Raw genomic sequence first — 23,353 nt, 5'->3', positions numbered from 1 at the left:
TCAGGGCGTCGCCCGGGCGCCGAGCGAGGCGAGGGCGGTGGTCACCGTCCTGTTCAGGTCGCGTGCGTCCGCTCCGGCGCGGGAGCGGAGGTTGACGCCGTACGCGAGCAGCGCCAGCAGGTCGGCGCAGGCGCCCGGATCGCAGCCAGGGGCAAGCTGTCCCTGAGCATCGGCGGTGACGAGAGCCGCGTGCAGCGCGTCCCGCAGCTCCCGGTGATGCTGGTCCAGGACGGCGCGCACCTCGGGATCGCTGTTCTCGGCCCCGGCGTGCGCGTCGGAGACCATGCAGCCCCAGCGGGCGTACTCGCCCGAGCAGCGCGCCTCGATCAGGCCCGCGAAGAACTCGGAGACGGCCGGCAGTCCCCGCTCGTCCTGCGCGAGGCGCCGGAACATCGGCTGAGACCGTTGCTCCATGTAGCGGCGCAGCGCGGCGAGGTAGAGCTCCTGCTTGCCGCCGAACGTGGCATACAGGCTGGAGCGGTTGAGCCCGGTCGCGGTCACCACGTCCTGGATCCCGGTCGAGGCAACACCCTGTCGCCAGAACAGGCGGCACACCGTCTCCAGGGCCGCGTCCGGGTCGAAGTGCTTGATGTCCGGCATGCATGCCTCACTTCGCCAACTTGAAACGAGGGTTCCGGGTTACTTCCTCGCCCGCTATCTTGGAACGGCCGTTCCGAGTTGAGTCGTGGCCTGACCCAGGAGGACCATCGGCGGGCTGCCACCGGTCGCCGGTGCGCAGGTCCGCGAACTGTTCCTCGCCAAGCAGGGCAACACGTTGCGGGCCGATGACCTCGTTCCCTTCGACCAGGTCAACGACACCATCTGGGACACCGGCGCGGAGGTCTTCTTCCCCTGCGCGGCGTCACGTCTGTCACACGCGAACACGTCGACCGTCTGACGGCGAACGGCCTCGAAGTCATCGCCAGCGGCGCCAACGTGCCGTTCGCCGACCCCGAGATCTTCTACGGCCCCGTCTACGAACACGCGGACCACAGCGTCGCCGTCGTTCCGGACTTCATCGCCAACTGCGGCATGGCACGCACCTTCGCCCTCCTGATGCAGGGCAACCTGGAAATCTCCGATGAGTCGATCTTCGAGGACATCTCGTCCACCATCGAATCCGCGCTGAAGCACTGTCATGCACGGTCACAAGCCCCCACGCGCGTGGCGAGCACCGCTTTCGCCATCGCCCTCGACCAGCTCCTGTGAACTCCGGCCCGGGCACCCGCCTCGGCCCCCGGCACACGGCTCGCAGACGCCGGCCTTGCCCCTGGCGGCGCTCCGGCAGGGTGTGGAGCATGTCGTCGGTGACGACCTGCGGCCGACCACCGTGCTTGCCCTTGGGGGTCGCGGTGTCGCGCCTCTCCAGGGCCGACACCCGGATGTTCTCCTGCTCGGTCTCCGCCGTCGCCGCGAAGAACGCGAACAGCAGCTTCTCGGGCCCGGCGAGCATCTCCAGGACCAGGCCGTGGGCGGTGAGGTGGTCGGCGAGCGCGGTGAGTTCGGCGGCGTTACGGCCGAGCCGCTTCATCTGCGCAGATCTTCCGTGCACGATCCCCTGCCCAGGCTCGTCGGCATCGCGTGGTCGGCGGATGTCTCGGCGTCCACGCCGGATCCTGTTCTCGGTGCCGTGAGCGAAAGACCGGCGGACATTCCGCTTGAAGTGCGTTCCTTGCTGTCGGATCCCGGTCTGCTGCTCACCACCGAACCGACTCGTGTCATCGAGTTGTTGGGCCGGATGGCCGACCCGTGGAGTCGGGCCGTGGCGGCGGTGTACCGGACTTCGGCGGAAGTGACCAGACGGTGGCACCGGTTCAGCGACGGCAGATACTGGCGCTGGATGCGGCACGGCTGGGTGATGCGGAGCTGGCCTCATGGTTCGGGAGCGCAGATGTGCCGGGACAGCCCGATCCGGAGCCGGGTCTGGAGTGTGATCCGGCCTGGGCGAGCGGCTCTGCTGCCGACCCTCGGTTCCTGCGTGCTTTCGCCGGCCACGGTGGTCCTGTGACGGCGGTGACGACGGCGGTTGTCGGCGGGCGAACGGTCGCCGTTGCAGGAAGCAGGGACGGGGAAATGCGGGTATGGGACTTGACGACCGGGAGCCCGCGGCATGAGCTGATCGCGGGCCGTACCGACCCCGTGTCGTCAATGGCGGCCGAGTTGCCCATGACTCGATCCTCTCAGGGAATCGAGCCTCCATCAGACCCGGAACGGTTCATCTTCAGGGCGTCCTCTCGCGCTGGACGACGCTGGAATGTGAAACGGGGAAGGCGAACGACGTTGCCGCGACACCGTCGTGGCCCCCGTCTTCCGCAGTACACGATCCGGATCTTGGCCGTGTGCAGCACCTCATGCCGGATCTGCTCTACTCGCTCAGCCACCCCGCAAGACGGGCGGCGGTCTTCTCGCCCGCTCGCTGCTTGATCAAGCCTTCCTTGGCAGCTGCACGAAGCCTGACCTTCGAGCTGCCCATCCCGCCCTTTGTCACCAGCGCAGTAACCACTACGGGATTCATGCCGCCCGCGCCACCGCTGGTGACGACACGGATCGTCTCCTGGTCCACGCCAGGCTCGACATGCATGGACCCCACCGCTCGTCCGGCGTGACCAAGCACTTTGGCGACACGTCTGACGGCATCATCGAACGGCAGGGGCATCTCGAGGTCGATCTCATGGACATTCTTCCTCATCAGTTTGGCCACAAGCCGGGTCAAGCGACGGCTGCCCCCGACCACGGCCCCCAGAGCAGCAAGCTCTTCAGCCAGGATCTCGTCCTCACCGTGGTCCACGCGTACCCACCCTTCACTGTCTGGTTCTGGCACGGACGCCCCGCCTTCTGACAGGCGGGAGTGACGATTCGTCAGGTCTGCGCCTGAAGTCATCGCCGAACGACTCCCGCGGAAACCGACACAGCCAACCATTCCAAGGAGTATTCAGAGAAACGTCGCCCTGCCAGGGCCTTCCTCGACGAAGCTGCGCATCCCCCGCTCGCGGTCCTCTGTCGCGAACAGGCCCGCGAACCAGTTGCGCTCGATGGTGAGACCGGTGTCGAGGTCGGTCTCCAGGCCCTGGTCGATCGACTCCTTGGCGGCCCGCAGGGCGAGTGCGGGGCCCTTGGCCAGCCGGGAGGCCCAGGCCCGCGCCTGCTCGTACACCTCGGCGGCCGGAACCACGAGGTCGACCAGGCCGATCCGGAGAGCCTCATCGGCCTTGACCATCCGGCCGGTGAAGACGAGGTCCTTGGCCTTGGAGGGGCCCACGAGCCGGGACAGGCGCTGGGTGCCGCCCGCGCCGGGGATCAGGCCGAGGAGAATCTCGGGCTGGCCGAGCTTGGCGTTGTCGGCGGCGATCCGGTAGTCGGTGCACAGGGCCAGCTCGCAGCCGCCTCCGAGTGCGTAACCGGTGATCGCGGCGACGACCGGCTTGGGGATGCGGGCGACGGCCGTGAAGGCGTCCTGAAGCGGGCGCGAGCGCCTGACCATGCCCGCGTGGTCGACGAGCTCCATCTCCTTGATGTCCGCGCCGGCCGCGAACACTTTCTCGCCGCCGTACAGGATGACCGCCCGGACGTCGTCGCGCTCGGTCACCTCCGCGGCAAGCTCGCCGAGCCGGTCCTGGGTGGCGATGTCGAGGGCGTTCATCGGCGGGCGGTCGAGGCGGATCGTGCCGACGCCTTCGGCGACTTCCAGGTGGACGGACATGGGCTTCCTCAGCTGTCGAAGTCGACGGTCAGCGTCTCGGAGACGGGGAAGGTCTGGCAGGTCAGCACATAGCCGGCCTCGACCTCGGCGGCTTCGAGGGCGAAGTTGCGGCGCATGTCGGCTTCCCCTTCGGTGACCAGGGCGCGGCAGGTGCCGCACACGCCGCCCTTGCAGGCGAAGGGCAGGTCGGGGCGCATCTTCTGGGCGCCGTCCAGCACCGTGGCCGCGCGCGGCAGCGCGGCAGTGGTGGACCGGCCGTCGAGCGTGACGGTGACCTTGCTGACCGGACCCTCGGCAGCGGCTTCCTCGCGCCGCGTCTGCCGTACCGGCGCGTCGTCCGCGTAGAACAGCTCCTGGTGGACACGGGTGTCGGGCACCCCCAGGCCGGCCAGGACCCGCTGGGCGTCGCGGACCATGCCGTGGGGTCCGCACAGCCACCAGTGGTCCGCGGTGGTGACGTCGACCAGCCCGCCGACGAGGGCGGAGAGGCGGTCGGCGTCCAGGCGGCCGGAGAGCACCTCGGCCTCGCGGGGCTCGCGGGAGAGGACGTGGGCGAGCTGGAAACGCACCGGGTGGAGGTCCTTCAGGTCGGCGAGTTCGTCGGCGAACATGACCGAGCCGGTGCGGCGGTTGCCGTAGAACAGCGTGACCCGCGAGCGGTCGTCGGCGGCGAGGACCGACTCGGTGATGGAGAGCATGGGGGTGATGCCGGACCCCGCTGCGATGAGGACGTGGTGGCCGGGTGCGGTGAGATCGGGGGTGAAGGCACCGGTCGGGGCCATCACCTCCAGGGTGTCACCGGGCCGTACGTCGTGGACCAGCCAGGAGGAGAACAGCCCGCCGGGCACTTCGCGCACCCCGATGCGCGGCCGGGCGCCCACCGGGGAACAGATCGAGTAGGAGCGCCGCTCGTCCCGCCCGTCGACCTCGCGGCGCAGGGTGAGCGACTGGCCCGGGGTGAAGGCGAACTCCTCGGCCAGGTCGTCCGGGATGTCGAAGCCGACCGCGACCGCGTCCTCGCACAGCCGCTGCACGGTGGCCACGCGCAGGTGGTGGAAGGCCGGGCGGCGGCGCCGCACGGGCGTGGGGGCGGAGGTGCCGGGTGGCAGCAGGTCCTCCATCAGATCTCCTTGACGTACTCGAAGGGTTCGCGGCAGGCGCGGCAGCGCCACAGCGCCTTGCAGGAGGTGGCGCCGAAGCGGGAGGTCTCCTCCGTGTCCGCCGAGCCGCACCGGGGGCACGGAATCGCGGGGCGGGTGGGGGACAGTGTCAGCGGCACCGGGCCGGGGGCGGGGCGCGGCGCCGGTCCGGGGGGCGCGATGCCGTGCTCGGCGAGGGTGCGGCGGCCGCTCGGTGTGATCCAGTCCGTGGTCCAGGGCGGATCGAGCACTGTGCGCACCCGGACATGCGCGTATCCGGCGGCTGTGAGGCGCGCGGCCACTTCGGCGCGCATCTCGGCCATGGCCGGGCAGCCGGAGTAGGTCGGGGTGAGGCTGACGACGACCGTCCCGTCCTCACCGACCTCGACGCCCCGCAGCACACCGAGGTCGGCCAGGGTGAGCATGGGCAACTCGGGGTCCGGCACGCACTCGGCGATGTGCCGAGCGCGGCGCACGTCCGTCAGTACGGTCACCATGTCGCGTCCGGGTGGGCGCGGGCCACGCTCTGCAGCTCGGCCAGCAGTGGGGCGAGGTGCTCGGTGTGCTCGCCGTCGCGGCCGGCGCCGGGCAGCGGCCGGCACACCGGCAGGGGCACTCCGGCCGCCTCCGTGACCTGTTTCAGCACCGCCCCGACCTCGTCCTCGACGTCGTACACGGTGAACAGCTCGTCCAGGTACGGCGCGACCTGCTCCAGCGCGTCCTGCATCCGGTGATGCGACTCGGCGGTGCCGTCGCCGAGGCGGACGACCCACTCGGCGGCGTACTGCCGGTGATAGCTCAGCTCCTTGAGGCCCTTGGCGGCGATCGCGGCGAGCACCGGATCGTCGGAGGCGGTGAGCCGCTCGAAGTGAGCGAGCCTCCAGGAGGAGAGCACCAGCAGGCGTGCGACGCAGAACGCGAAGTCACCACCCGGGAGTTCGGCGAGGCGTACGTTGCGGAAGTCGCCGGCGTCGCGGAAGTAGGCGTAGGCGTCCTCGTCGCGGTCGGTGCCGTCGACCTGGCCGGCGCGGGAGTACAGCAGGCGGGCCTGGCCGAGCAGGTCGAGTCCGATGTTGGCCAGCGCCACCTCCTCCTCCAGCTCGGGGGCGCGGGTGGTCCATTGGGCCAGCCGTTGCGCCAGGACGAGGGCGTCGTCGGCCAGCGCGACACAGACGGCGGCCAGTTCGCCGGTGTCGATGCCGTCGGGTATCGCGCTGTCCACGCCGTGCAGGGGGTCCTCGAAGCCGGTGCCGTAGGCCCAGCGGGTGTCGTCCTCGTGTCCCTCGGCGAGGGTCAGGTGGACGTGGTCGTCGCTCATGCCCTGCTCCTCAGATGTGGGGGACGTCGTCGGGGATGTCGTAGAAGGTCGGGTGGCGGTACACCTTGTCGGCGCTGGGTTCGAAGAAGGGGTCCTTCTCGTCGCGGGTGGAGGCGGCGATGTGCTCCGAGCGCACGACCCAGATGGACACGCCCTCGTTGCGCCGGGTGTACAGGTCGCGGGCGTGGGTGAGGGCCATCTGGTCGTCGGCCGCGTGCAGCGAGCCCACATGGACGTGGTTGAGGCCGCGCTTGCCGCGCACGAACACCTCGTACAGCTGCCAGTTGTCCTTCTCGGTGGTCATGCCACCGCTCCCTTCTGCGTACGGGCCGCCTGCTTGGCGGCGTGGGCGGTGGCCGCCTCCCTGACCCAGGCGCCCTCCTCGTGGGCGGCCCGGCGCCGGGCGACCCGCTCGGCGTTGCAGGGCCCGTCACCGGAGATCACCCTGGTCAACTCGGCCCAGTCGGGGGTGCCGAAGTCGTGGTGGCCACGCTCGGCGTTCCAGCGCAGCTCGGGGTCGGGCAGGGCGACGCCGAGCTTCTCGGCCTGCGGGACGGTCATGTCCACGAAGCGCTGGCGCAGCTCGTCGTTGCTGTGCCGCTTGATCTTCCAGGCCATCGACTGCGCGGAGTTGGGCGAGTTGTCGTCGGGCGGGCCGAACATCATCAGCGACGGCCACCACCAGCGGTTCACCGCGTCCTGCACCATCGCGCGCTGCGCGTCGGTGCCGCGCATCATCGTCAGCAGCAGCTCATAGCCCTGCCGCTGATGGAACGATTCCTCCTTGCAGATCCGCACCATCGCGCGCGCGTACGGCCCGTATGACGACCGGCACAGCGGCACCTGGTTGCAGATCGCCGCACCGTCCACGAACCAGCCGATCACACCGACGTCGGCGAAGCTCAGCGTCGGGTAGTTGAAGATCGACGAGTACTTCTGGCGGCCCTCGATCAGCCGGTTCGTCAGGTCCGCGCGATCGGCACCCAGCGTCTCCGCCGCCGAGTACAGGTACAGCCCGTGCCCGGCCTCGTCCTGCACCTTGGCGAACAGGATCGCCTTGCGGCGCAGCGAGGGCGCCCGGGTGATCCACTCGCCCTCGGGCTGCATGCCGATGATCTCCGAGTGGGCGTGCTGTGCGATCTGGCGGATCAGCGTCTTGCGGTAGCCGTCCGGCATCCAGTCGCGCGGCTCGATCCGCCGGTCGCGGGCAATCGTCGCCTCGAAGTGCTCCTGCAGCTCCGACCCTGCGCAGCCCACCGCCGACACGTCGACGTGTGACGCGGTCATCTGTCCCCACCTTCCCGACCGACCGTTCGTTCGGTCGACATCATGGTTGAGCGTTCGTGTTCCGGCAAGTGCGGCAGCCGGGTCAGTGTCCGGTGAAGGACGGCTGCCGGCCTTCGAGAAAGGCCCGCACAGCAGCCCGGTGGTCCTCGGTCGTGCCCAGCCGCTCCTGGGCCGCCGCCTCGCGCTCCAGCACCACCGGCAAAGGCGCCCCGTGGGCCCGGAGCAGCGCCTTGACCTCGGCATACGCGGCCGTGGGGCCGGTAGCGAGACGCTGGGCGAGGGCCAGGCCCTCCGCAGCGGCAACGCCGTCCGGCACGACGCTGTGGACAAGGCCCCACTGGCACGCCGCCTCGGCGTCGAAGCGGTCACCGAGCAGCATCAGGGCGGCGGCCCACGACGGACCGACCGCCTGCGCCAGAGCCCCGCTCAGACCGCTGTCGGCGGCCAGGCCGATCCCGGTGAACGCGGTCGAGAAGCGGGCACCGGCTCCCACGACCCGCAAGTCGGCACAGAGCGCGAGCCCCAGCCCCGCGCCGACGCAGGCGCCCTCGACGGCAGCAACCACAGGCTGCGGCAGCGCGTGCAGTTCCTCGACGAGCGGGTTGTACTCGTCCCGCACGATGGCGAAGGCGGAGGCGGGTGCGCTCTCCAGGGCTCGCGCGTGCTCCTTGAGGTCCTGTCCGACGCAGAAGTGCCGGCCCTCGGCGGTGAGCAGCACCGCCCGGACGAGGTCGCCGTCGCCGCGCACCCGGCGTACGGCGGCGATCAGTCCGGCGCGCAACGACACGTCCAGAGCGTTTCCCGCGGAGGGCCTTCGGAGTTCGATGACGGCAACGCCGCCGTCCAGGGTGTAGCCGACGCCGTGCCGCGTCTCGTCGGCCGGAGGCCGGCTCGTAGCGCTCATTCCCACGTGTAGAACCCCTTTCCGGTCTTGCGGCCGAGCTCGCCACGGGCGACCTTCTCCCTCAACAGCCGGGGAGGGGCGAAGCGCTCGCCGAGCGTGGCGTGCAGGTGCTCGGCGATGGCGAGGCGTACGTCGAGTCCGACCAGGTCGGTCAGGCGCAGCGGCCCCATGGGGTGCTTGTAGCCGAGCCGCATGGCGTCGTCGATCGCGTCCGGTTCCGCTACGCCCTCCTCGACCATGCGGATCGCCTCCAGGCCCAGGGCCAGGCCGAGGCGGCTGCTGGCGAAGCCGGGCGAGTCCTGGACGACGACGTCCTTCTTGTCGAGGCAACGGGTCCAGCCGAGGGCCGCGTCGAGGGTGTCGGCTCCCGTGTCGGGTGCGACGACGATCTCGACCAGTTCGGAGGCGGGCACGGGGTTGAAGAAGTGCATGCCCAGGAAGCGGGCCGGGCGGGTGAGGGCGGCGGCGAGATCGGTGACCGACAGGGAACTGGTGTTGCTGGCCAGTACCGTGCCGGGGCTCACCGCCTGCTCGGCGGCGGCGAGGAGCCGGGCCTTGAGCGCGGCGTCCTCGGGGACGGCCTCGACGACCAGGTCGGCGTGCGAGGGCAGGGCGTCGACGGACGGAACCGTCGTCACCCGGGCCAGCACCTCCTCCGCGGGCTCAGCGAGTGCGCCGCGTTCGGCTGCTCTCTTCAGTCCGGCGGCGACGCGGTCCAGTGCCGCGGCCGCGGCCTGCTCGCCGCTCTCCACGACGGTCACGGCCGAACCGGCCGTCGCGAAGGACTGTGCGATACCGGCGCCCATGCGGCCGCCGCCGATCACCCCGACGACTGCGGGTGCTGAGGTCATGCCCGGCTCCTCTTCTCCAGGAAGCGTGTCATGCGGTCCTTCTTGTCCTGTCCCTCGAACAGCACGGCCTGGGCCAGGTCGTCGGCGACCGGGTGGGCGCCGGGTGCGTCGACGACGAGTTTCGTCAGCCGCAGGGCGGTGGCGGAGGAGCGTGCCATGCGGTCGAGCAGGGCGTGTGCCTCGTCCAGCAGCTTCTCGGCCGGTACGACGTCGATGACCAGCCCGGCCGCCAGTGCCGCGGCCGCGTCGAGGTTCCGCCCGGCGAGCAGCACCTGCTTGGCGATCGACTCGCCGACCAGCTCGGGCAGCCGCCAGCAGGCCCCGGCCGCGGCGAGGATGCCGAGCCCCGGCTCGGGGTTGCCGAAGACGGCGTCCGGACCGGCGATGCGCAGGTCGCAGGCGTACGGCAGTTCGGCGCCGCCGCCCAGCGCCCAGCCGTCGACGGCGGCCAGCGTGGGCATGGGGAGTCTGCGCACCCGCTCGAACAGACGGCTGTTGATGCCCTGCAGAGCTTCGTCGCGGCCGCGCCGCAGCAGTTCGGCGATGTCGGCGCCGCCCGCGAAGACACCGCCGTGCCCGGTGAGCAGCAGCAGCTTCGGATCGGCTTCCAGCAGCCCGCACACCTCGTGCAGTTCGGCGATCATGCGGCCGCTGATGGCGTTGCGGGCCTCGGGCCGGTGCAGGGTGACGACGACCCGGTCTTCTCGCTCCTCGACGAGCAGCGTCTCGTAGGCGGTGCTCACACCCGCTCCACGAGCATGGCGACGCCCTGGCCGACTCCCACGCACAGCGTCGCCAGGCCCCGGCGGGCGTCCTCGCGCTCCAGCCGGCCGAGCAGTGTCAGCAGGATGCGGGCACCGGAGCAGCCGAGGGGATGGCCGAGCGCGATGGCGCCGCCGTCGGCGTTGACCCTCTCCTCGTCGAGCTTGAGACGGCGTATGACAGCCAGCGCCTGGGCGGCGAACGCCTCGTTCAGCTCAACCGCGTCCACATCCCCGGCCTGCCATCCGGCGCGGGCCAGGGCCTTCTGTGTGGCGGGCACCGGGCCGAGGCCCATGATGTTGGGCTGGACGCCGGCCGACGCGGACGTGACGATCCGTGCCCGCGGGGTGAGCCCGTACCGCTCCACCGCCTCGGCGCTCGCGACCACCAGCGCGGCGGCACCGTCCGACAGCGGCGAGGAGGAACCGGCGGTGACGATGCCGTCCTTGCGGAAGATGGTCCGCAGAGCACCGAGCTTCTCCAGCGTCGTGCCGGGACGCGGCCCCTCGTCGCGGGTGACCTCTCCGTCCTTCACCGGGACCGGCACGATCTCGCGGTCGAAGCGCCCCGCCTCCCGCGCCGCCACGGCCCGCTGGTGACTGCGCAACGCGAACGCGTCGGACTCGGCACGGGTGATGCCGTCCAGGGCCGCGACCTCCTCGGCCGTCTCCCCCATCGCGAGGGTCACCTTGACCGTCTCGGGACCGGCCCCCGCGGGCACGGCCCGGTCGGCGGCGGCGAAGCGCGGATTGGTGAAGCGCCAGCCCAGTGAGGTGTCGTGCACCTCCCCCGGCTTGGCCCAGGGGGTGCCTGGCTTGGCCATCACCCAGGGGGCGCGGGTCATGGACTCCACCCCGCCCGCGACCACCAGGTCCGCTTCCCCGGACCGGATCGCCTGGGCGGCACTCGCGACCGCGGTCAGCCCGGAGGCGCAGAGCCGGTTGACCGTGTAGCCGGGGACGGTGTGCGGCAGCCCCGCCAGCAGCACGGCCATGCGCGCCACGTCCCGGTTGTCCTCACCGGCCTGGTTGGCGGCCCCGAGGACCACCTCGTCCACAGCCTCGGGCGGGATCCCCGCGCGGCGCACGGCCTCACCCACCACCAGGGCGGCCAGGTCGTCGGGACGCACGGAGGCCAGTACGCCGCCGTAGCGGCCCTGCGGGGTGCGCGCGCCGTCGATCAGGAAGACGTCGTCAGACACGGGCGGACTCCTCGGCGGGGGCGTGGCGGCGGGACTGGACCACCGAGAAACGGCCGGTGACAAAGGCCGGGTCGGTGAGGGCCGCGTTGGCGGCGGGGTTGGCCGCAGTGCCGTGGAAGTCGCTGAAGGCGGCGGACTGGTTGACGAAGACGGCGCCGGTCAGGTTCTCCGACAGGTGCACGCCCGCGTCCAGAGCGGTGTCGCGGGCCGCGTCCAGCACATCGTCGTCGGTGGTGTACACGGAGGCGGTCAGCGCGCCGTACCGCCGGACGGTTTCGTGCAGGAGCCGCAGGCCGTGCGCGGTGGAGTCGGTGCCGATGACGAACGAGACCGGTCCGAACCACTCGCTGGTGTACGTCTTCTCGTCGGTCCCGGCGTCGAGCCGGGCGACCAGCGGGGTGCGGACGACCGCGTCGGGGTGCTCGGGGTGCGCCAGCTCCCGGGAGGGGTGCGCGATACGGCCGCTGAGGACCGTCGCCGCCTCCTCCAGCCGGTTCAGGACGCCCTCGTTCACGATCGCGCCCAGGGTGCCGGCGGCACGCGCGGGGTCGCCGAGCAGCTTGTCCAGCGCCGTACCCAGGTCGGTGGCGAACTCGTCGGCCGTGCGCGGCCCCTGGTCGGTGGGGAAGCCCTCGCGCGGGACCAGGATGTTCTGCGGGGTGGTGCACATCTGGCCGCTGTAGAGGGCGAGCGAGAAGGCCAGGTTGCGCAGCAGTCCCGCGTAGTCGTCGGTGGAGTCGACGAGGACGGTGTTCAGTCCGGCCTTCTCGGTGTGCACGGTGGCCTGGCGGGCGTTGGTCTCCAGCCAGTCGCCGAACTCGCTGGACCCGGTGAAGTCCACGATGCGCACATCGGGGTGCGTGGCCAGGGCGGTGGCGGTGCGCTCGTCGGGGCGCTGGGCGGCGAGCAGTACCACGTCCGGGTCGAATCCGGCCTCCCCCAGGACCTCACGGGCGATGCGCATCGTGATGGCCAGCGGCAGCACGGCCCGCCGATGCGGCTTGACGATCACCGGGTTTCCGGTGACCAGGCTCGCGAACAAGCCCGGGTAGCCGTTCCAGGTGGGGAAGGTGTTGCAGGCGATCAGCACGGCGACGCCGCGTCCGACCGGGGTGAAGGTCTTGTCCATGGCGAGCGGGCCGCCCCTGCGCTGCGGCTTGCTCCAGCGGGCGGTGGCCGGGTGGCGCTTCTGCTCGTACCAGGCGTACGCCACCGCTTCGAGCCCGCGGTCCTGGGCGTGCGGGCCGCCGGCCTGGAAGGCCATCACGAACGGCTGGCCGGTGGTGTGCTGGACGGCGTGCGCGATCTCGAAGCTCGCCGCGTTCAGCCGGGCCAGGATCTCGGCCGCGACTCCGGCCCGGGTGTCGGGGCTCGCGGCGCGCCATGCCGTGGCGGCGGCCTTGGCCGTGGCGACGGCCGTGTCGGGTGCGAGGTAGGGGTAGCTGACGCCGAGTGGGAAGCCGTAGGGCGAGAACTCGGTGGCGGGGACGGTGCCGGCGGTGGGGTGTCCTTCGAGAGGGAAGGGGTTGCCGAGGAGGGCGCGGAAGGCGGCCTCGCCCTGCTGGGGCGCGTCGGTTCCGTAGACGGAGGTGCTGGGTGTCTCCGGGTACGGCGTCCAGTAGCCGCGGCCGGCGGCGTGCTCCACGGCCTGCTGGAGCAGGTCCGCGTGGCGGGCGTAGAAGTCGGTGGACATCGGGAACTCCTGGCCGAACATTCGGTAGGTCGGTGGGTGCGGTCCGCCCGGGGGCGGATACGCGGGAGGCATGGGGGTCAGGGACTGACCGGTGACGGGCTGAGCTGGGGATCGATGGGCTGAGCCGAGGTCCGACGGGTGAGGTCGGCGGATCACACGTCCGCGAGCAGGATCGCCGGGCGCTCCACGCAGTCGGCCACGAAGCGCAGGAAGCCACCGGCCACTCCGCCGTCGCAGACCCTGTGGTCGAAGCTGAAGGAGAGCTGTGTGACCTTGCGGACCGTCAACTGGCCGTCCACCACCCAGGGTTTGTCGACGAGGCGGCCCACGCCGAGGAGGGCGGCCTCCGGGTGGTTGATGATCGGTGTGGATCCGTCGACGCCGAACACCCCGTAGTTGTTGAGGGTGAAGGTGCCTCCGGTCAGCGCGTGCGGCGGCAGGTTCCCGCCGCGGGCGAGATCGGTCAACCTGGCGAGTTCGGCGGCCAGTTGGACGGTCGTCATGAGGTGGGCGTCGCGGACGACCGGGACGACCAGCCCGCGTTCGGTCTGGGCGGCGAAGCCCAGGTGCACCTCGTCGTAGCGGAGGATCTCCCGGCGCTCGGTGTCGACCGTGGAGTTCAGCTCGGGGAAGCGACGCAGTCCGGCGACACAGATGCGGGCGAACAGCGCCAGCAGGCCGATGCGGGTGCCGGTTCCGGCGGACTCCAGCGCCTTCTTGGCCTCGAGCAGCCCGGTCGCGTCCACGTCGACCCAGGTGGTGGCGTCGGGGATCTCGGTCCGGCTGCGGGAGAGCTTGTCGGCGACGGCGCGGCGGACTCCGCGCAGGGGGATGCGCTCGGGGCCGGCCGCCGTGGTCGGCTCCTGCGGTGCGGGGGCGGGGGCCGCTGCCTTGTCGGCCGGGCTCGGGCTCGCGGTCTGCCCGGCCCGGGCGATGGCCTGCTCGACGTCCCTTCTGAGGACGACTCCCGCCGGGCCGGACGGTGACACACCGGCGAGGTCGACGCCGTGGTCCCGGGCCATCCTCCGTACGAGGGGCGAGATCACCCGGGGGGCGTGCGATGCGGTGGCGGTGGCGGCCGAGGTGTCGGGTGCGGCATGCGACGCGGATACGGCGCCGCCCGCCCGTGCGGCACTGTCGACGGCGCCGGATCGCGGCACGGCACTGGCACTCCCGGCGGCCCCGGCAGACGCGGCGCTCGCGGACGGGCCCGCTGCCGCGGCGGCGCGCCGACGGCGGCGGCGCGAGGTCGTCGGGCCGTGGCCGGTGCCGTAGCCGATCAGCACATTGCCGGATCCGGCCTGTTCCTCCTCCCGGTAACGCTCCGCCGCCGCGTCGGCCGGCACCACCGGCTCCGGTGCGCCACCCGCGTCCTCGGGCCGGGGCCCGCCGGCGGACCCGTCGGCCCCGGCGGGGGCGCCCGCCCCCACGGTGATCAGCGGCTCCCCCACCGGCAGCGCCGTGCCCGCCTCCGCGTGCAGCCGGAGCACGGTGCCCGCGTACGGGACCGGCACCTCGACCGCGGCCTTGGCGGTCTCGACCTCGACCACGACCTGGTCGACGGTCACGGTGTCACCGACGGCGACCTTCCACTCGACGATCTCCGCCTCGGTCAGCCCTTCGCCGAGGTCGGGCAGCCGGAACAGCTGCTCCAGGCGCGTTGCGGTGGTCATGCGACCGCTCCCTTCAGCAGATGCCGGGTGTCCGGCTCGTCGTCGAGCTGAAGGCGGTCGACGGCGTCGAGGATCCGGTCGACACCGGGCAGATGGGCGTGCTCCAGCTTCGGTGGCGGATAAGGGATGTCGAAGCCGGCCACTCGCAGGACGGGTGCGGCCAGCGAGTGGAAGCAGCGTTCCTGGACGCGCGCGGCGATCTCCGCCCCGACCCCGGCGAAACCCTGGGCCTCCTGCACGACCAGACAGCGCCCGGTCCGCCGGACGGAAGCCGTCACCGTCTCGTCGTCGAAGGGGACGATCGTGCGCAGGTCGACGACCTCCAGCTCGATGCCCTCGGCCGCCGCGGCCTCGGCCGCGGCCAGCGCCACCGGAACCGACGGCCCGTACGCGACGACCGTGGCGTCACGGCCCTCCCGCCGTACGGCGGCCCGCCCGAACGGCGGCGCCGAGCGCCGCTCCAGGTCGGTGTCCTCCCTCGACCAGTAGAGCTTCTTCGGCTCCAGGAAGACCACCGGGTCGGGGTCGGCGATCGCGTCGCGCAGCAGCCAGTACGCGTCCTCGGCCGTCGCCGGGGTGACGACCTTCAGGCCGGGGGTGTGCGCGTAGTACGCCTCGCTGGAGTCGCAGTGGTGCTCGACTCCGCCGATCCCGCCCGCGTACGGCACGCGGATCACCATCGGCAGCGAGAGCCGTCCCCGGGTCCGGTTGCGCAGCTTGGCGACGTGGGAGGCGATCTGCTCGAACGCCGGGTAGGCGAAGGCGTCGAACTGCATCTCCACCACGGGCCGGAAGCCGCCCATCGCCATGCCGACGGCGAGTCCGACGATGCCGGCCTCGGCGAGCGGGGTGTCGAAACACCTCTCCTCGCCGAAGTCGCGGGTCAGTCCGTCGGTGATGCGGAAGACGCCGCCGAGCGGGCCGACGTCCTCGCCGAAGACGAGCACGCGGTCGTCCTCGCGCAGTGCGTCGCGCAGCGCGGTGTTCAGCGCCTGCGCCATCGTGACCTTGGTGGCCTGGGTGGTCTCGGCCATGGGTCAGTCCTCCTGAGTCGGGGCGGTCTCGGCGAGCTCGGCCGCCAACTGGGCGCGCTGCTCCAGCAGTTGCGGGGTGGGCTCGGCGTAGACGTGGTCGAACAGCTCCATCGGGTCGGCGGTGGTGTCCGCGTTCATGCGGGTGCGCAGGTCCGCGGCCAGGGCTTCCGCCTCCTCCCGTGCCGCCGCCGCGTCGGCGTCGGTCAGGGCGCCACGGGCCCGCAGGTGTGCCTCCAGCCGGCTGAGGGGGTCCGCGGCGCCCCAGCGCTCGACCTCCTCGGCGTCGCGGTAGCGGGTCGCGTCGTCGGCGTTGGTGTGCGCGTCCATGCGGTAGGTGTGCGCCTCGACCAGCACCGGACCGTGCCCGGCGCGGGCGTGCGCGACGGCGTCGGTGAGCACCGCGAGCACGGCGACCAGGTCGTTGCCGTCGACCTGCTCGGAGCGCACCCCGTAGCCGATGCCCTTGTAGGCGAGGGCGGGCGCCGCGGTCTGCCGGGCCAGGGGGACGGAGATCGCGTACTTGTTGTTCTGGACGAAGAAGACGACCGGCGCGCGGAGGACGGCCGCGAAGTTCAGCGCCTCGTGGAAGTCGCCCTCGCTGGTGGCACCGTCGCCGATCAAAGCCATCGCCACGCCGTCCTCGCCCTTGCGGCGCTGCGCCTCCGCCATGCCGGTGGCGTGCAGCACCTGGGTGGCCAGCGGGGTGCACTGGGGGGCGACGCGGGTGGCGGCCGGGTCGTAGCCGCAGTGCCAGTCGCCGCGCAGCAGGGTGAGCACCTCGACCGGGTCGACACCTCGGGTGACCAGGGCGACGGAGTCCCGGTAGGTCGGGAACAGCCAGTCGTCCGGGCGCAGCGCGAGCACAGCGCCGACCTGGCAGGCCTCCTGGCCCCGGCTGGACGGGTAGACGGCGAGCCGCCCCTGCTTGGTGAGCGCGGTGGCCTGGGTGTCGAAGCGGCGCCCCAGGACCATCCGCCGGTAGGCCTCACGCAGGGCCTCCACCGAAGGCTCGCGGTAGCCGGCCGGAGGCTTGGCCACGCGGGTGCCGTCCTCGGCCACGAACCGCACCGGCGTGAGGGACGGCAGGAGGCCCTGGACCGTCTGTCGGAGGCTCTTCACGGACATGGAGGGCGCTCGCTTTCTCTGGACGCTTGACAGGAGAATGGTGACGACGAGGGAATATGTGTTCAAGACTTCGCGTGAACCGCAGATGAAGTGCCGAATTTCAATGTCCTGGAGAGCAATGTGTCCGAGATGGACTCGCCGACGGGGCCCGTGCCCGGACGAACTGCCGTCCCGCTCGACGACACCGACCGCCAGATCCTGGCCCGGCTACTGAAGGACGCCCGCCAGTCGGTCCGCGCGCTGGCCGAGCAGGTGCACATCTCGCGCGCCAACGCCTACACACGCATCAGCAGGCTGCTGGCCGAGGGGGTGATCACCGGCTTCACCGCGCAGCTGAACCCCAAGCGTGCCGGCCTCGGCACGAGCGCCTACGTCACCCTGAGCACCGAGCAGGCCGCCTGGCGGGACATCTCGCGCGAGCTGCGCGACATCCCGTACGTGGAGCATGTCTCCCTGGTGACGGGCGACTTCGACGTCCTGGTGCTGGTGCGCGCGCCGGACAACGAGGCATTGCGCTCGGTCGTGCTGGAGCGCATCCACTGCGTTGCCGGGGTGCGCTCGACACGGACCTGGCTGGTGTTCGACGAGGTGCGGGGGCGCGGGGCGGACTGGACGGGCTGACCGAACTGCCGGCCGGCCTTGTCCGCGCCGGTGGGGTACCGGGCTGACCGGGGGTACCGGTCAGCCCGGACGGGCTCACCCGGCAGGGCCGGCCGGCTCGTCAGGCGCCGACGAGTTCCTCGGGGTCGCGCACGGGCGGGCGTACGGCGGTGGCGAGGCGGCCGCGCGAGCGCACCACCCGGAACCGTCCGGTGACGAAGTGCGCCCCGCCGCCCGGCGGTTCGGGCGCGGCCGAAGAGGGGTCGGCAGGCAGGTCGTCGGCGAGGTTCTTCACCAGGTGGACCCCGGCGTCCAGCGCCGCCGCCTCGGTGGCCGCCAGCACCAGCGGGTCGGTCGAGTGCACCGCGGCGAACAGCGCACCGTGGCGGCCGACCGTGCGGCGGAAGATCTCCAGGCTGTGCGGGGTCGAGTCGGTGCCCACGAGGAAGGAGACCTGACCGGGCCACTCCCGGGCGTAGACCCGCTCGTCCCGCGCCCCCAGCCGGACCACGAGCGGGCTGCGCAGGTCGGCGCCGGGATGGTCCGGATGGGGCAGCGCCCCGGAGGCGTGCACGACCGCGCCGTATCGCGCGGCCTGCGTCAGTCCCGTACGCACCTCGTCGTCGACGATCGCGCCCAGCAGCCTTGCCACGCGTGCCGGGTGCCCGAGCAGCCGGTCGACGGCCTCGCCGAGGTCGGCGCCGAGGTCCCGGAGGGTCTTGCGCCCCTCGTCGGTCGCGACGCCCGTCGCGGGCACCAGGATGTTCTGCGGTGTCGTACGGACCGTTCCGTTGCACAGGCACAGGGAGAGCGCGAGGCCGTGCAGCAGGCCTCGGTAGTCATCGGTGGAGTCGAGGACCACGGTGTTCAGTCCGGTCCGGTGGGCGAACACGGCGGCCTGCCGGGCGTGTTGCTCCAGCCAGTCGGCGAACCGGGCCGGGCCGGTGAAGTCGACGATGCGCACCGCCGGATCCGTGGCCAGCCGCTGCCGCAGGGGTTCCCCGGGTGCCGCCACCGCCAGGGTGACGAGGTCGGGGTCGTGTCCGGCCTCCGCCAGCACCTGCCGCGCGACGCGCACGGTGATCGCCAGCGGCAGCACGGACCTGGGATGCGGGGCCACGATCACCGGGTTGCCGGTCACCAGGCTGGCGAACAGACCCGGCCAGCCGTTCCAGGTCGGATGCTCGGGGCAGCCGACGAGCAGCGACACACCGCGCGGCGCCAGGGAGCAGGTGCCCGCCATCGCCAGCGGTTCCTTGCGGCGGCGCGGACTCTCCCAGTGCAGGTCCGCGGGAACGCGCTCCGACTCGGCGAAGGCGCGGGCCACCACCTCCAGTGCGCGGTCCTGGGCGGGCGGCCCGGCGGCCCGGAACGCGGCCGCGAGGGACCGGCCCGTGGTGTGGTGCACGGCGAGCGCCAGCTCATGGCTGCGGGTGTTCAGCCGGCGCAGTATCTCCACCGCCACCCCGGCCCGCTGGTACGGCCCGGCGGCCCGCCAGCCGGCCATCGCCCGGCCGGCCGCCGCGACCAGCGCCGCGGGGTCGCAACGCGGATAGCCGATGTCCATGGCGACGCCGTACGGCGAGGACTCGGTGCGCACCCGGCCGAGTTCACCGGGCTGGCCGAGCTCGAAGGCGCGGCCCAGCAACGAGCCGAACACCTTCTCCGCGGTCCGTGTCGACCTCATGCCCGCATCGGTGCCGCCCCGCCCCGCGCGGGCGAACGGCGTGCAGCACTCACCGGCCGCCACGGCCCGTACCGCCTGCTGGAGCAGCTCGCGATGCCGCTCGTACGGCCCCACGCGCATGGCCGTCAGCCCCGCCAGCTCGCGGCGAGCGCGAGCAGGGCGTCGTTCTCCGCCCGCAGCCCGATCGTCACCCGGACGCCCTCGCCGACGAACGGGCGCACGACGACATCGCCGCCGAGGCAGTGCAGGGCGAAGTCCCCGCTGTCACCGGCGAGCGGCAGCCAGACGAAGTTGGCCTGAGAGTCCGGGACTTCGAAGCCGAGGGCGCGCAACCGCCCTGTCACGCGCTGCCGTTCGGCGACCGTGAGGGCGGCCCGCCGGACGACCTCCGCGTGCTCGCCGAGGGCGACCATCGCCGCCTCCTGGGCGAGCGCGCTGACGCTGAACGGGATCTGGGTCTTGCGGACGTGCGCGGCGATGCCGGGCGAGCCCACGCAGTAGCCGACCCGCAGCCCGGCCAGGCCGTACGCCTTGGAGAAGGTCCGCAGCACCACCACGTTCGGCCGGTCACCGAGCAGCGTGAGGGCGTCGGGGACCAGCTCCGGGTCGGCGTACTCCCGGTACGCCTCGTCGACGACGATCAGTACGTCCTCCGGCACCCGGTCCGCGAAGTCGCGCAGCGCCTGCTCGCCGACCGCGGTGGAGGTGGGGTTGTTGGGGTTGCAGACGAAGACCAGCCGGGTCCGGTCGCTGACCATCTCGGCCATGGCGTCGAGGTCCAGCCCGTGCGCACGCAGGGGGACCTGCACCGCCGTACCGCCCGCCACCGCCGTGAGGATCGGGTACGCCTCGAAGGACCGCCAGCCGAAGACGACCTCGTCGCCGGGCCCGACGACCGAGTGCAGCAGCTGTGCACAGACCTCCGAGGAACCGGCGCCCACCGCGATCCGCTCGGTCTCGACATCGTGGTGCTCGGCGAGGGCCTGGACGAGTGCGGTGGCGCTCAGGTCGGGATACCGCGACACCCCGCCGGCCAGTTCCGCGAGCCTCGCCGTGACACCGGGCAGCAGCCCGTACGGAGACTCGTTGCTGGCCAGCGCGACCGCACCGGGCATCTTGCAGCCGGGGACGTAGGCGGGCAACTGGGCCAGGGACGAACGGACGCGGACCATGCTCGACTCACTTCTGCAGCGGCGGGGCCGGAAGTCGTGCCTCCGGGCACTTGACAGGAGAATCGTGGACAGCGATCGACAATCGTTCAACCAACTGGGAAATCAGGCGACAGACTGCCGGTCAGCCACACCTGTACCGGCAAGTAGTCCCGCCGGGCCCCCGTCAGATCCCCTCCCGCAAGACGGACGGCCCGGCCCCACAAGCGTGTGTTGATCACAAGTCGGCCACATGCCCCTTTCCGGTCCCCCGGCCGCCGCCGTGCTCCGCAAAGACTGCCCTCACTCCGCGAGGCCGCCGGCGCCTCGCCCGCGCCGATCGAGGGAGACCATGTCCAGGCCCCAGCTCGCCCACGGGTCATTGACGTCACTGACGGCGGCTCTGACGCTGCTGACAACCGGCTGCGCGGAAAAGGACGACGGCGCACAGGCCGCCGCCGACGCCTGCCGGGCGGCCGGCGGCTGGTCGGCCGAGAAGCGGGCGGAGTGGCTGCGCCCGGCCGTGTCCTTCCCCGACGAGGCGGCGGCCGAGGGCGCGGCGGTGGTGATCGGTTCGCGCACTGGCGCGCCCCTGTGCGAGCCCATCGCGGTGCAGGTCCAGTTCTGGGAGGCCACCGCCACGGCGGCGGGGACGGACCTGAGGTCCGTCCTGCGCATCCGCCTGACCACCGACGGAAGCAGGCCCCGGACCATCGGCTTCCCCGCGGGCCTCTCCCCGGAGGAACGCGACGACTGCACCGGCGTCCTCATGGCGGCGTACCCGGGCGCACCCCTGGCGCAGACCGAACTCCCCGCCGCCGCAGGTCGCTTGACGTCTGCCTCCACAACGGCGGACACAACATTCGGCACCACCCGAGTCGCCGCCCAGCGGCTCCTCCCGCCGACGACCGCGTGCAACACACCCGGAGAGCCCACACCGAACCCGTGGGGCAGCGACCATCCGTGACCGGCTTTGCCAACTGAACCTGTCCGCTGAGGAAATGAGCCGCTCCTTGCCGACCTCCTCGAGCTTCGACCCTGGCTGGACCAGTGGCACAACAAGTGCGCCCCGATGTACGGCGAGTCCCCGGCGGCTACCGAGGGAGCAGGCAGGGCGAACACGGCCTGACCGACGACGGCTTGCACAACTGGCGTCCCGCTCCCCCACCCCCCACGCCGCCCGCCTTCACCGCGCTCTCAGCCACCCTCATCGAGGCTCACTGCGAGGCAAGACAGCAACCACACCGGCGTCGCTCCAGTCTGGTCAGCCAAATCATTCTGCGCGCGGCCGGTCGGCCGGAGTGTTCGGTCCGCCTGGCGTGGTGATGCGGAACGCCAGATGCGCGCCGTGCGGTGTGTCCTGGACCGTCAGGGTGCCTCCGTGGGCGGTGGCGATGTCGCGGGCGATGGCCAGGCCGAGTCCGGATCCGCCCGCATCGCGTGCCCGGGCTTCGTCCAGTCGATGGAAGCGCTGGAACACCTGCTCACGGGAGGCGGCCGGGATGCCCGGGCCGTCGTCGATGACATCCAGCCCGTCGGTCGTGACCCGGACGGTGACTTGGGAGGCGGCGTGACGGACCGCGTTCGCCACGAGATTGGCCACCATGCGTTCCAGGTGCGAGCGGGAGCCGGTCACGATGACGTCGGACTCCAGCTCCAGCGCGATCTTCACTGGGGCCGGGCGTGCGGTGGCCTCGGCCGCCACCTGTGCCAGATCGACATCTGTGCCGATCAGTGGTTCGCCGCCGTCGAGCCGGGCGAGGAGCAGCAGATCACCGGTCAGCTCCTTGATGCGGGCCACGTCGGTCAGTGCTTCGGTGATGAGGTCGGGTGCCTGCGTCATCCCGAGTTCGAGCCGGGCGCTCAGCGTGGCGACGGGGTTGCGCAGTTCGTGGGCGGCGTCGGCGACGAACTGCTTGTGCCGATCGACCGCGGACTCCAGCTGGCCCAGGGTGACGTTCATGGTCCGGGCGAGGCGTGCGACCTCGTCGCGGGTGACGGGCTCGGGCACCCGGCGGTGGAGGTTCTTGGCGGTGATGTCGGCGAAGGTGGCCCTGATCGATTCCACGGGGGCGAGCACCCGGCCCATCAGCTGCCATGTCATCACGGCCATCAGCACCACCAGCGCCGGGACACCCACCAGGAGCAACTGCTCCAGCACACTGAGGGCGTTCCGCACGGGGGCCAGCGAGACGCGGGCCTTCACCGTCACGGGGCCGTCGATGGTGTCCACGACCGTGCTGGCGGTCGCGTAGCCGTCGGCCAGGACCACCTTCTCGCCGCCCGTGCCGGCACCGTTCGCGCTCTTCTCCGGTGTCGGCTCCGCGCTGCCCACCTCACCGGGTGGAGCCGCGTCGAGGGGCGGGTCCTCCTTGAGCGCCGCGGCACTGGCCCTGACCTTTCGGGCGGCCTCGTCCGCGACACCGCCTTGCAGACTGTCGCGCAACGTGAGGATCAGCACCAGGGAGGCCGCGGTCAGCACCGTGGCGACGATGACGGACGCGGCCAGGGTCACCCGCATCCGCACCGACAACCGGTTCACGGAAGCTCCAGAAGATAGCCGCTGCCTCGCACGGTTGTCAGCGTGCGGACCCCGAACGGCGCGTCGATCTTGCGGCGCAGGGCACTGATGTAGACCTCGACGATGTTGGGATCGCCGTCGAAGGCGAAATCCCAGGCGTGCTGGAGCAGTTCCGTCTTGGTCACCAGCCGGCCGGCCCGGCGGGCCAGCAGGTGCAGCACCGCGAACTCCTTGGGAGTCAGCGCGATGTGTACGCCGCCACGCCGGGCGCACGCCGCCGCCGGGTCCACCTGCAGATCCCCCACCTCGATGACGGCGGGCCGTTCCTGCGCCCCGCGGCGGACGAGAGCCCGCAGCCGCGCCAGCAGCACCGCGAAGGAGAACGGTTTGGCCAGGTAGTCGTCCGCACCGCTGTCCAACGACTGGACCTCATCGAGTTCACCGTCCATCGCGGTCAGCATCATGATCGGTGTCCAGTTGCCGGCTTCCCGCAACTTCCGGCACACAGCGAAGCCGTTGAGGCCTGGCAGCATCACGTCCAGCACGATCGCGTCGTACTGGTGCTCACCGGCCATCCAGACGGCCTCGCTGCCGTCACCGACCACGTCCACGGCGAAACCCTTGTCCACCAGTCCGGACTTGATGACGTCGGCGAGTCGTTGTTCGTCCTCGACCAGAAGCAGGCGCATCCGCTCAGTTTCCGCCATCCG

General features: G+C 71.8%; 25 protein-coding genes. 5 read left to right on the top strand and 20 right to left on the bottom strand.

Going from position 1 to position 23,353, the window contains the following annotated elements:
- A complete protein-coding gene (locus CES90_RS44095; RefSeq protein WP_189788292.1) occupies positions 1–600 on the bottom strand; it encodes a TetR/AcrR family transcriptional regulator in 600 nt (199 codons plus the stop codon).
- 175 nt (positions 601–775) lie between these two features.
- On the opposite strand from CES90_RS44095, the gene CES90_RS51490 reads away from it, so the two are divergent.
- From CES90_RS51490 to CES90_RS44085, 3 genes are read left to right on the top strand one after another with little or no spacing between them, the layout of a single operon-like run.
- Positions 776–898, top strand: coding sequence for a hypothetical protein (locus CES90_RS51490; RefSeq protein ID WP_268257081.1), 123 nt, complete (start codon positions 776–778; stop codon positions 896–898).
- Entirely contained in the window at positions 853–1,209 is a 357-nt protein-coding gene (locus CES90_RS44090) for an NAD-glutamate dehydrogenase (RefSeq protein WP_308437942.1), read from the top strand. The genes CES90_RS51490 and CES90_RS44090 overlap by 46 nt, the downstream gene beginning before the upstream one ends.
- Positions 1,210–1,264: 55 nt before the next feature.
- The gene (locus CES90_RS44085) at positions 1,265–2,008 is read left to right on the top strand and encodes a hypothetical protein (protein WP_189788291.1); all 744 of its coding nucleotides are present in this window, start codon (positions 1,265–1,267) and stop codon (positions 2,006–2,008) included.
- Positions 2,009–2,365: 357 nt separating this feature from the next.
- Here the strand turns inward: CES90_RS44085 and CES90_RS44080 are convergent, their stop codons facing one another.
- The 15 genes from CES90_RS44080 to pdhA form a co-directional block, all read right to left on the bottom strand.
- Positions 2,366–2,788, bottom strand: coding sequence for a hypothetical protein (locus CES90_RS44080; RefSeq protein ID WP_189788290.1), 423 nt, complete (start codon positions 2,786–2,788; stop codon positions 2,366–2,368).
- A 144-nt stretch (positions 2,789–2,932) separates the two neighbouring features.
- Positions 2,933–3,700, bottom strand: a complete 768-nt coding sequence (locus CES90_RS44075; protein WP_189788289.1) for an enoyl-CoA hydratase/isomerase family protein — start codon at positions 3,698–3,700, stop codon at positions 2,933–2,935.
- An 8-nt stretch (positions 3,701–3,708) separates the two neighbouring features.
- Positions 3,709–4,821, bottom strand: a complete 1,113-nt coding sequence (gene paaE / locus CES90_RS44070; protein WP_189788288.1) for a 1,2-phenylacetyl-CoA epoxidase subunit PaaE — start codon at positions 4,819–4,821, stop codon at positions 3,709–3,711.
- On the bottom strand, positions 4,821–5,336 hold the full coding sequence (paaD, locus tag CES90_RS44065) for a 1,2-phenylacetyl-CoA epoxidase subunit PaaD (protein ID WP_189788287.1): 516 nt from the start codon (positions 5,334–5,336) through the stop codon (positions 4,821–4,823). Before paaD ends, paaE begins: the two co-directional genes overlap by 1 nt.
- On the bottom strand, positions 5,330–6,157 hold the full coding sequence (gene paaC / locus CES90_RS44060; RefSeq protein WP_189788286.1) for a 1,2-phenylacetyl-CoA epoxidase subunit PaaC: 828 nt from the start codon (positions 6,155–6,157) through the stop codon (positions 5,330–5,332). The genes paaD and paaC overlap by 7 nt, the downstream gene beginning before the upstream one ends.
- 10 nt (positions 6,158–6,167) lie before the next feature.
- Entirely contained in the window at positions 6,168–6,461 is a 294-nt protein-coding gene (paaB, locus tag CES90_RS44055; RefSeq protein ID WP_189788285.1) for a 1,2-phenylacetyl-CoA epoxidase subunit PaaB, read from the bottom strand.
- Complete coding sequence (gene paaA, locus CES90_RS44050) at positions 6,458–7,444, bottom strand: 1,2-phenylacetyl-CoA epoxidase subunit PaaA (RefSeq protein ID WP_189788284.1); 987 nt, start codon at positions 7,442–7,444, stop codon at positions 6,458–6,460. The genes paaB and paaA overlap by 4 nt, the downstream gene beginning before the upstream one ends.
- Positions 7,445–7,526: 82 nt before the next feature.
- Complete coding sequence (locus CES90_RS44045; RefSeq protein WP_189788283.1) at positions 7,527–8,348, bottom strand: enoyl-CoA hydratase/isomerase family protein; 822 nt, start codon at positions 8,346–8,348, stop codon at positions 7,527–7,529.
- The gene (locus CES90_RS44040) at positions 8,345–9,199 is read right to left on the bottom strand and encodes a 3-hydroxyacyl-CoA dehydrogenase family protein (protein WP_189788282.1); all 855 of its coding nucleotides are present in this window, start codon (positions 9,197–9,199) and stop codon (positions 8,345–8,347) included. Before CES90_RS44040 ends, CES90_RS44045 begins: the two co-directional genes overlap by 4 nt.
- Positions 9,196–9,942, bottom strand: a complete 747-nt coding sequence (locus tag CES90_RS44035; protein ID WP_189788281.1) for an enoyl-CoA hydratase/isomerase family protein — start codon at positions 9,940–9,942, stop codon at positions 9,196–9,198. Before CES90_RS44035 ends, CES90_RS44040 begins: the two co-directional genes overlap by 4 nt.
- Positions 9,939–11,162 (bottom strand): thiolase family protein, encoded by a 1,224-nt coding sequence (locus tag CES90_RS44030; protein WP_189788280.1) that lies wholly within the window; start codon positions 11,160–11,162, stop codon positions 9,939–9,941. Before CES90_RS44030 ends, CES90_RS44035 begins: the two co-directional genes overlap by 4 nt.
- Positions 11,155–12,855 (bottom strand): phenylacetic acid degradation protein PaaN, encoded by a 1,701-nt coding sequence (gene paaN, locus CES90_RS44025; RefSeq protein ID WP_189788279.1) that lies wholly within the window; start codon positions 12,853–12,855, stop codon positions 11,155–11,157. Before paaN ends, CES90_RS44030 begins: the two co-directional genes overlap by 8 nt.
- A 152-nt stretch (positions 12,856–13,007) precedes the next feature.
- Entirely contained in the window at positions 13,008–14,528 is a 1,521-nt protein-coding gene (locus tag CES90_RS44020; RefSeq protein WP_189788278.1) for a dihydrolipoamide acetyltransferase family protein, read from the bottom strand.
- Positions 14,525–15,562, bottom strand: coding sequence for an alpha-ketoacid dehydrogenase subunit beta (locus tag CES90_RS44015; RefSeq protein ID WP_189788277.1), 1,038 nt, complete (start codon positions 15,560–15,562; stop codon positions 14,525–14,527). The genes CES90_RS44020 and CES90_RS44015 overlap by 4 nt, the downstream gene beginning before the upstream one ends.
- A 3-nt stretch (positions 15,563–15,565) precedes the next feature.
- Positions 15,566–16,687, bottom strand: coding sequence for a pyruvate dehydrogenase (acetyl-transferring) E1 component subunit alpha (gene pdhA, locus CES90_RS44010; protein ID WP_189788276.1), 1,122 nt, complete (start codon positions 16,685–16,687; stop codon positions 15,566–15,568).
- A 129-nt stretch (positions 16,688–16,816) separates the two neighbouring features.
- Here pdhA and CES90_RS44005 point away from each other — a divergent pair, with 129 nt between their 5' ends.
- On the top strand, positions 16,817–17,308 hold the full coding sequence (locus CES90_RS44005; RefSeq protein WP_189788303.1) for an Lrp/AsnC family transcriptional regulator: 492 nt from the start codon (positions 16,817–16,819) through the stop codon (positions 17,306–17,308).
- Between the two features lie 100 nt (positions 17,309–17,408).
- Here the strand turns inward: CES90_RS44005 and CES90_RS44000 are convergent, their stop codons facing one another.
- Together CES90_RS44000 and hisC are read right to left on the bottom strand one after the other, a co-directional pair.
- The gene (locus tag CES90_RS44000) at positions 17,409–19,094 is read right to left on the bottom strand and encodes an aldehyde dehydrogenase family protein (protein ID WP_229914481.1); all 1,686 of its coding nucleotides are present in this window, start codon (positions 19,092–19,094) and stop codon (positions 17,409–17,411) included.
- Positions 19,095–19,099: 5 nt separating this feature from the next.
- Complete coding sequence (gene hisC, locus CES90_RS43995) at positions 19,100–20,146, bottom strand: histidinol-phosphate transaminase (RefSeq protein WP_189788275.1); 1,047 nt, start codon at positions 20,144–20,146, stop codon at positions 19,100–19,102.
- Positions 20,147–20,474: 328 nt separating this feature from the next.
- Here hisC and CES90_RS43990 point away from each other — a divergent pair, with 328 nt between their 5' ends.
- A complete protein-coding gene (locus CES90_RS43990) occupies positions 20,475–21,089 on the top strand; it encodes a hypothetical protein (protein ID WP_189788274.1) in 615 nt (204 codons plus the stop codon).
- Positions 21,090–21,395: 306 nt separating this feature from the next.
- Here the strand turns inward: CES90_RS43990 and CES90_RS43985 are convergent, their stop codons facing one another.
- Positions 21,396–22,664 (bottom strand): sensor histidine kinase, encoded by a 1,269-nt coding sequence (locus CES90_RS43985; RefSeq protein WP_189788273.1) that lies wholly within the window; start codon positions 22,662–22,664, stop codon positions 21,396–21,398.
- Positions 22,661–23,332, bottom strand: a complete 672-nt coding sequence (locus CES90_RS43980; RefSeq protein WP_189788272.1) for a response regulator transcription factor — start codon at positions 23,330–23,332, stop codon at positions 22,661–22,663. The genes CES90_RS43985 and CES90_RS43980 overlap by 4 nt, the downstream gene beginning before the upstream one ends.
- Between the last annotated feature and the right edge of the window lie 21 nt (positions 23,333–23,353).

This window comes from Streptomyces capitiformicae (assembly GCF_002214185.1).
In the GTDB taxonomy this organism is placed as follows: Bacteria; Actinomycetota; Actinomycetes; order Streptomycetales; family Streptomycetaceae; genus Streptomyces; species Streptomyces capitiformicae.
Note: the sequence above shows the minus strand (reverse complement) of the source record. Positions and strands in the feature narration are given on the sequence as shown.

What these genes read in the sequence shown, in the direction of transcription:
- CES90_RS44095 (WP_189788292.1), bottom strand. Translation starts at nt 600, where the DNA reads ATGCCGGACATCAAGCACTTCGACCCGGACGCGGCCCTGGAGACGGTG.
- CES90_RS44075 (WP_189788289.1), bottom strand. Translation starts at nt 3,700, where the DNA reads ATGTCCGTCCACCTGGAAGTCGCCGAAGGCGTCGGCACGATCCGCCTC.
- paaE (WP_189788288.1), bottom strand. Translation starts at nt 4,821, where the DNA reads ATGGAGGACCTGCTGCCACCCGGCACCTCCGCCCCCACGCCCGTGCGG.
- paaD (WP_189788287.1), bottom strand. Translation starts at nt 5,336, where the DNA reads ATGGTGACCGTACTGACGGACGTGCGCCGCGCTCGGCACATCGCCGAG.
- paaC (WP_189788286.1), bottom strand. Translation starts at nt 6,157, where the DNA reads ATGAGCGACGACCACGTCCACCTGACCCTCGCCGAGGGACACGAGGAC.
- paaB (WP_189788285.1), bottom strand. Translation starts at nt 6,461, where the DNA reads ATGACCACCGAGAAGGACAACTGGCAGCTGTACGAGGTGTTCGTGCGC.
- paaA (WP_189788284.1), bottom strand. Translation starts at nt 7,444, where the DNA reads ATGACCGCGTCACACGTCGACGTGTCGGCGGTGGGCTGCGCAGGGTCG.
- CES90_RS44045 (WP_189788283.1), bottom strand. Translation starts at nt 8,348, where the DNA reads ATGAGCGCTACGAGCCGGCCTCCGGCCGACGAGACGCGGCACGGCGTC.
- CES90_RS44040 (WP_189788282.1), bottom strand. Translation starts at nt 9,199, where the DNA reads ATGACCTCAGCACCCGCAGTCGTCGGGGTGATCGGCGGCGGCCGCATG.
- paaN (WP_189788279.1), bottom strand. Translation starts at nt 12,855, where the DNA reads ATGTCCACCGACTTCTACGCCCGCCACGCGGACCTGCTCCAGCAGGCC.
- CES90_RS44020 (WP_189788278.1), bottom strand. Translation starts at nt 14,528, where the DNA reads ATGACCACCGCAACGCGCCTGGAGCAGCTGTTCCGGCTGCCCGACCTC.
- CES90_RS44015 (WP_189788277.1), bottom strand. Translation starts at nt 15,562, where the DNA reads ATGGCCGAGACCACCCAGGCCACCAAGGTCACGATGGCGCAGGCGCTG.
- pdhA (WP_189788276.1), bottom strand. Translation starts at nt 16,687, where the DNA reads ATGTCCGTGAAGAGCCTCCGACAGACGGTCCAGGGCCTCCTGCCGTCC.
- CES90_RS44005 (WP_189788303.1), top strand. Translation starts at nt 16,817, where the DNA reads ATGGACTCGCCGACGGGGCCCGTGCCCGGACGAACTGCCGTCCCGCTC.
- CES90_RS44000 (WP_229914481.1), bottom strand. Translation starts at nt 19,094, where the DNA reads ATGCGCGTGGGGCCGTACGAGCGGCATCGCGAGCTGCTCCAGCAGGCG.
- hisC (WP_189788275.1), bottom strand. Translation starts at nt 20,146, where the DNA reads ATGGTCCGCGTCCGTTCGTCCCTGGCCCAGTTGCCCGCCTACGTCCCC.
- CES90_RS43990 (WP_189788274.1), top strand. Translation starts at nt 20,475, where the DNA reads ATGTCCAGGCCCCAGCTCGCCCACGGGTCATTGACGTCACTGACGGCG.
- CES90_RS43980 (WP_189788272.1), bottom strand. Translation starts at nt 23,332, where the DNA reads ATGCGCCTGCTTCTGGTCGAGGACGAACAACGACTCGCCGACGTCATC.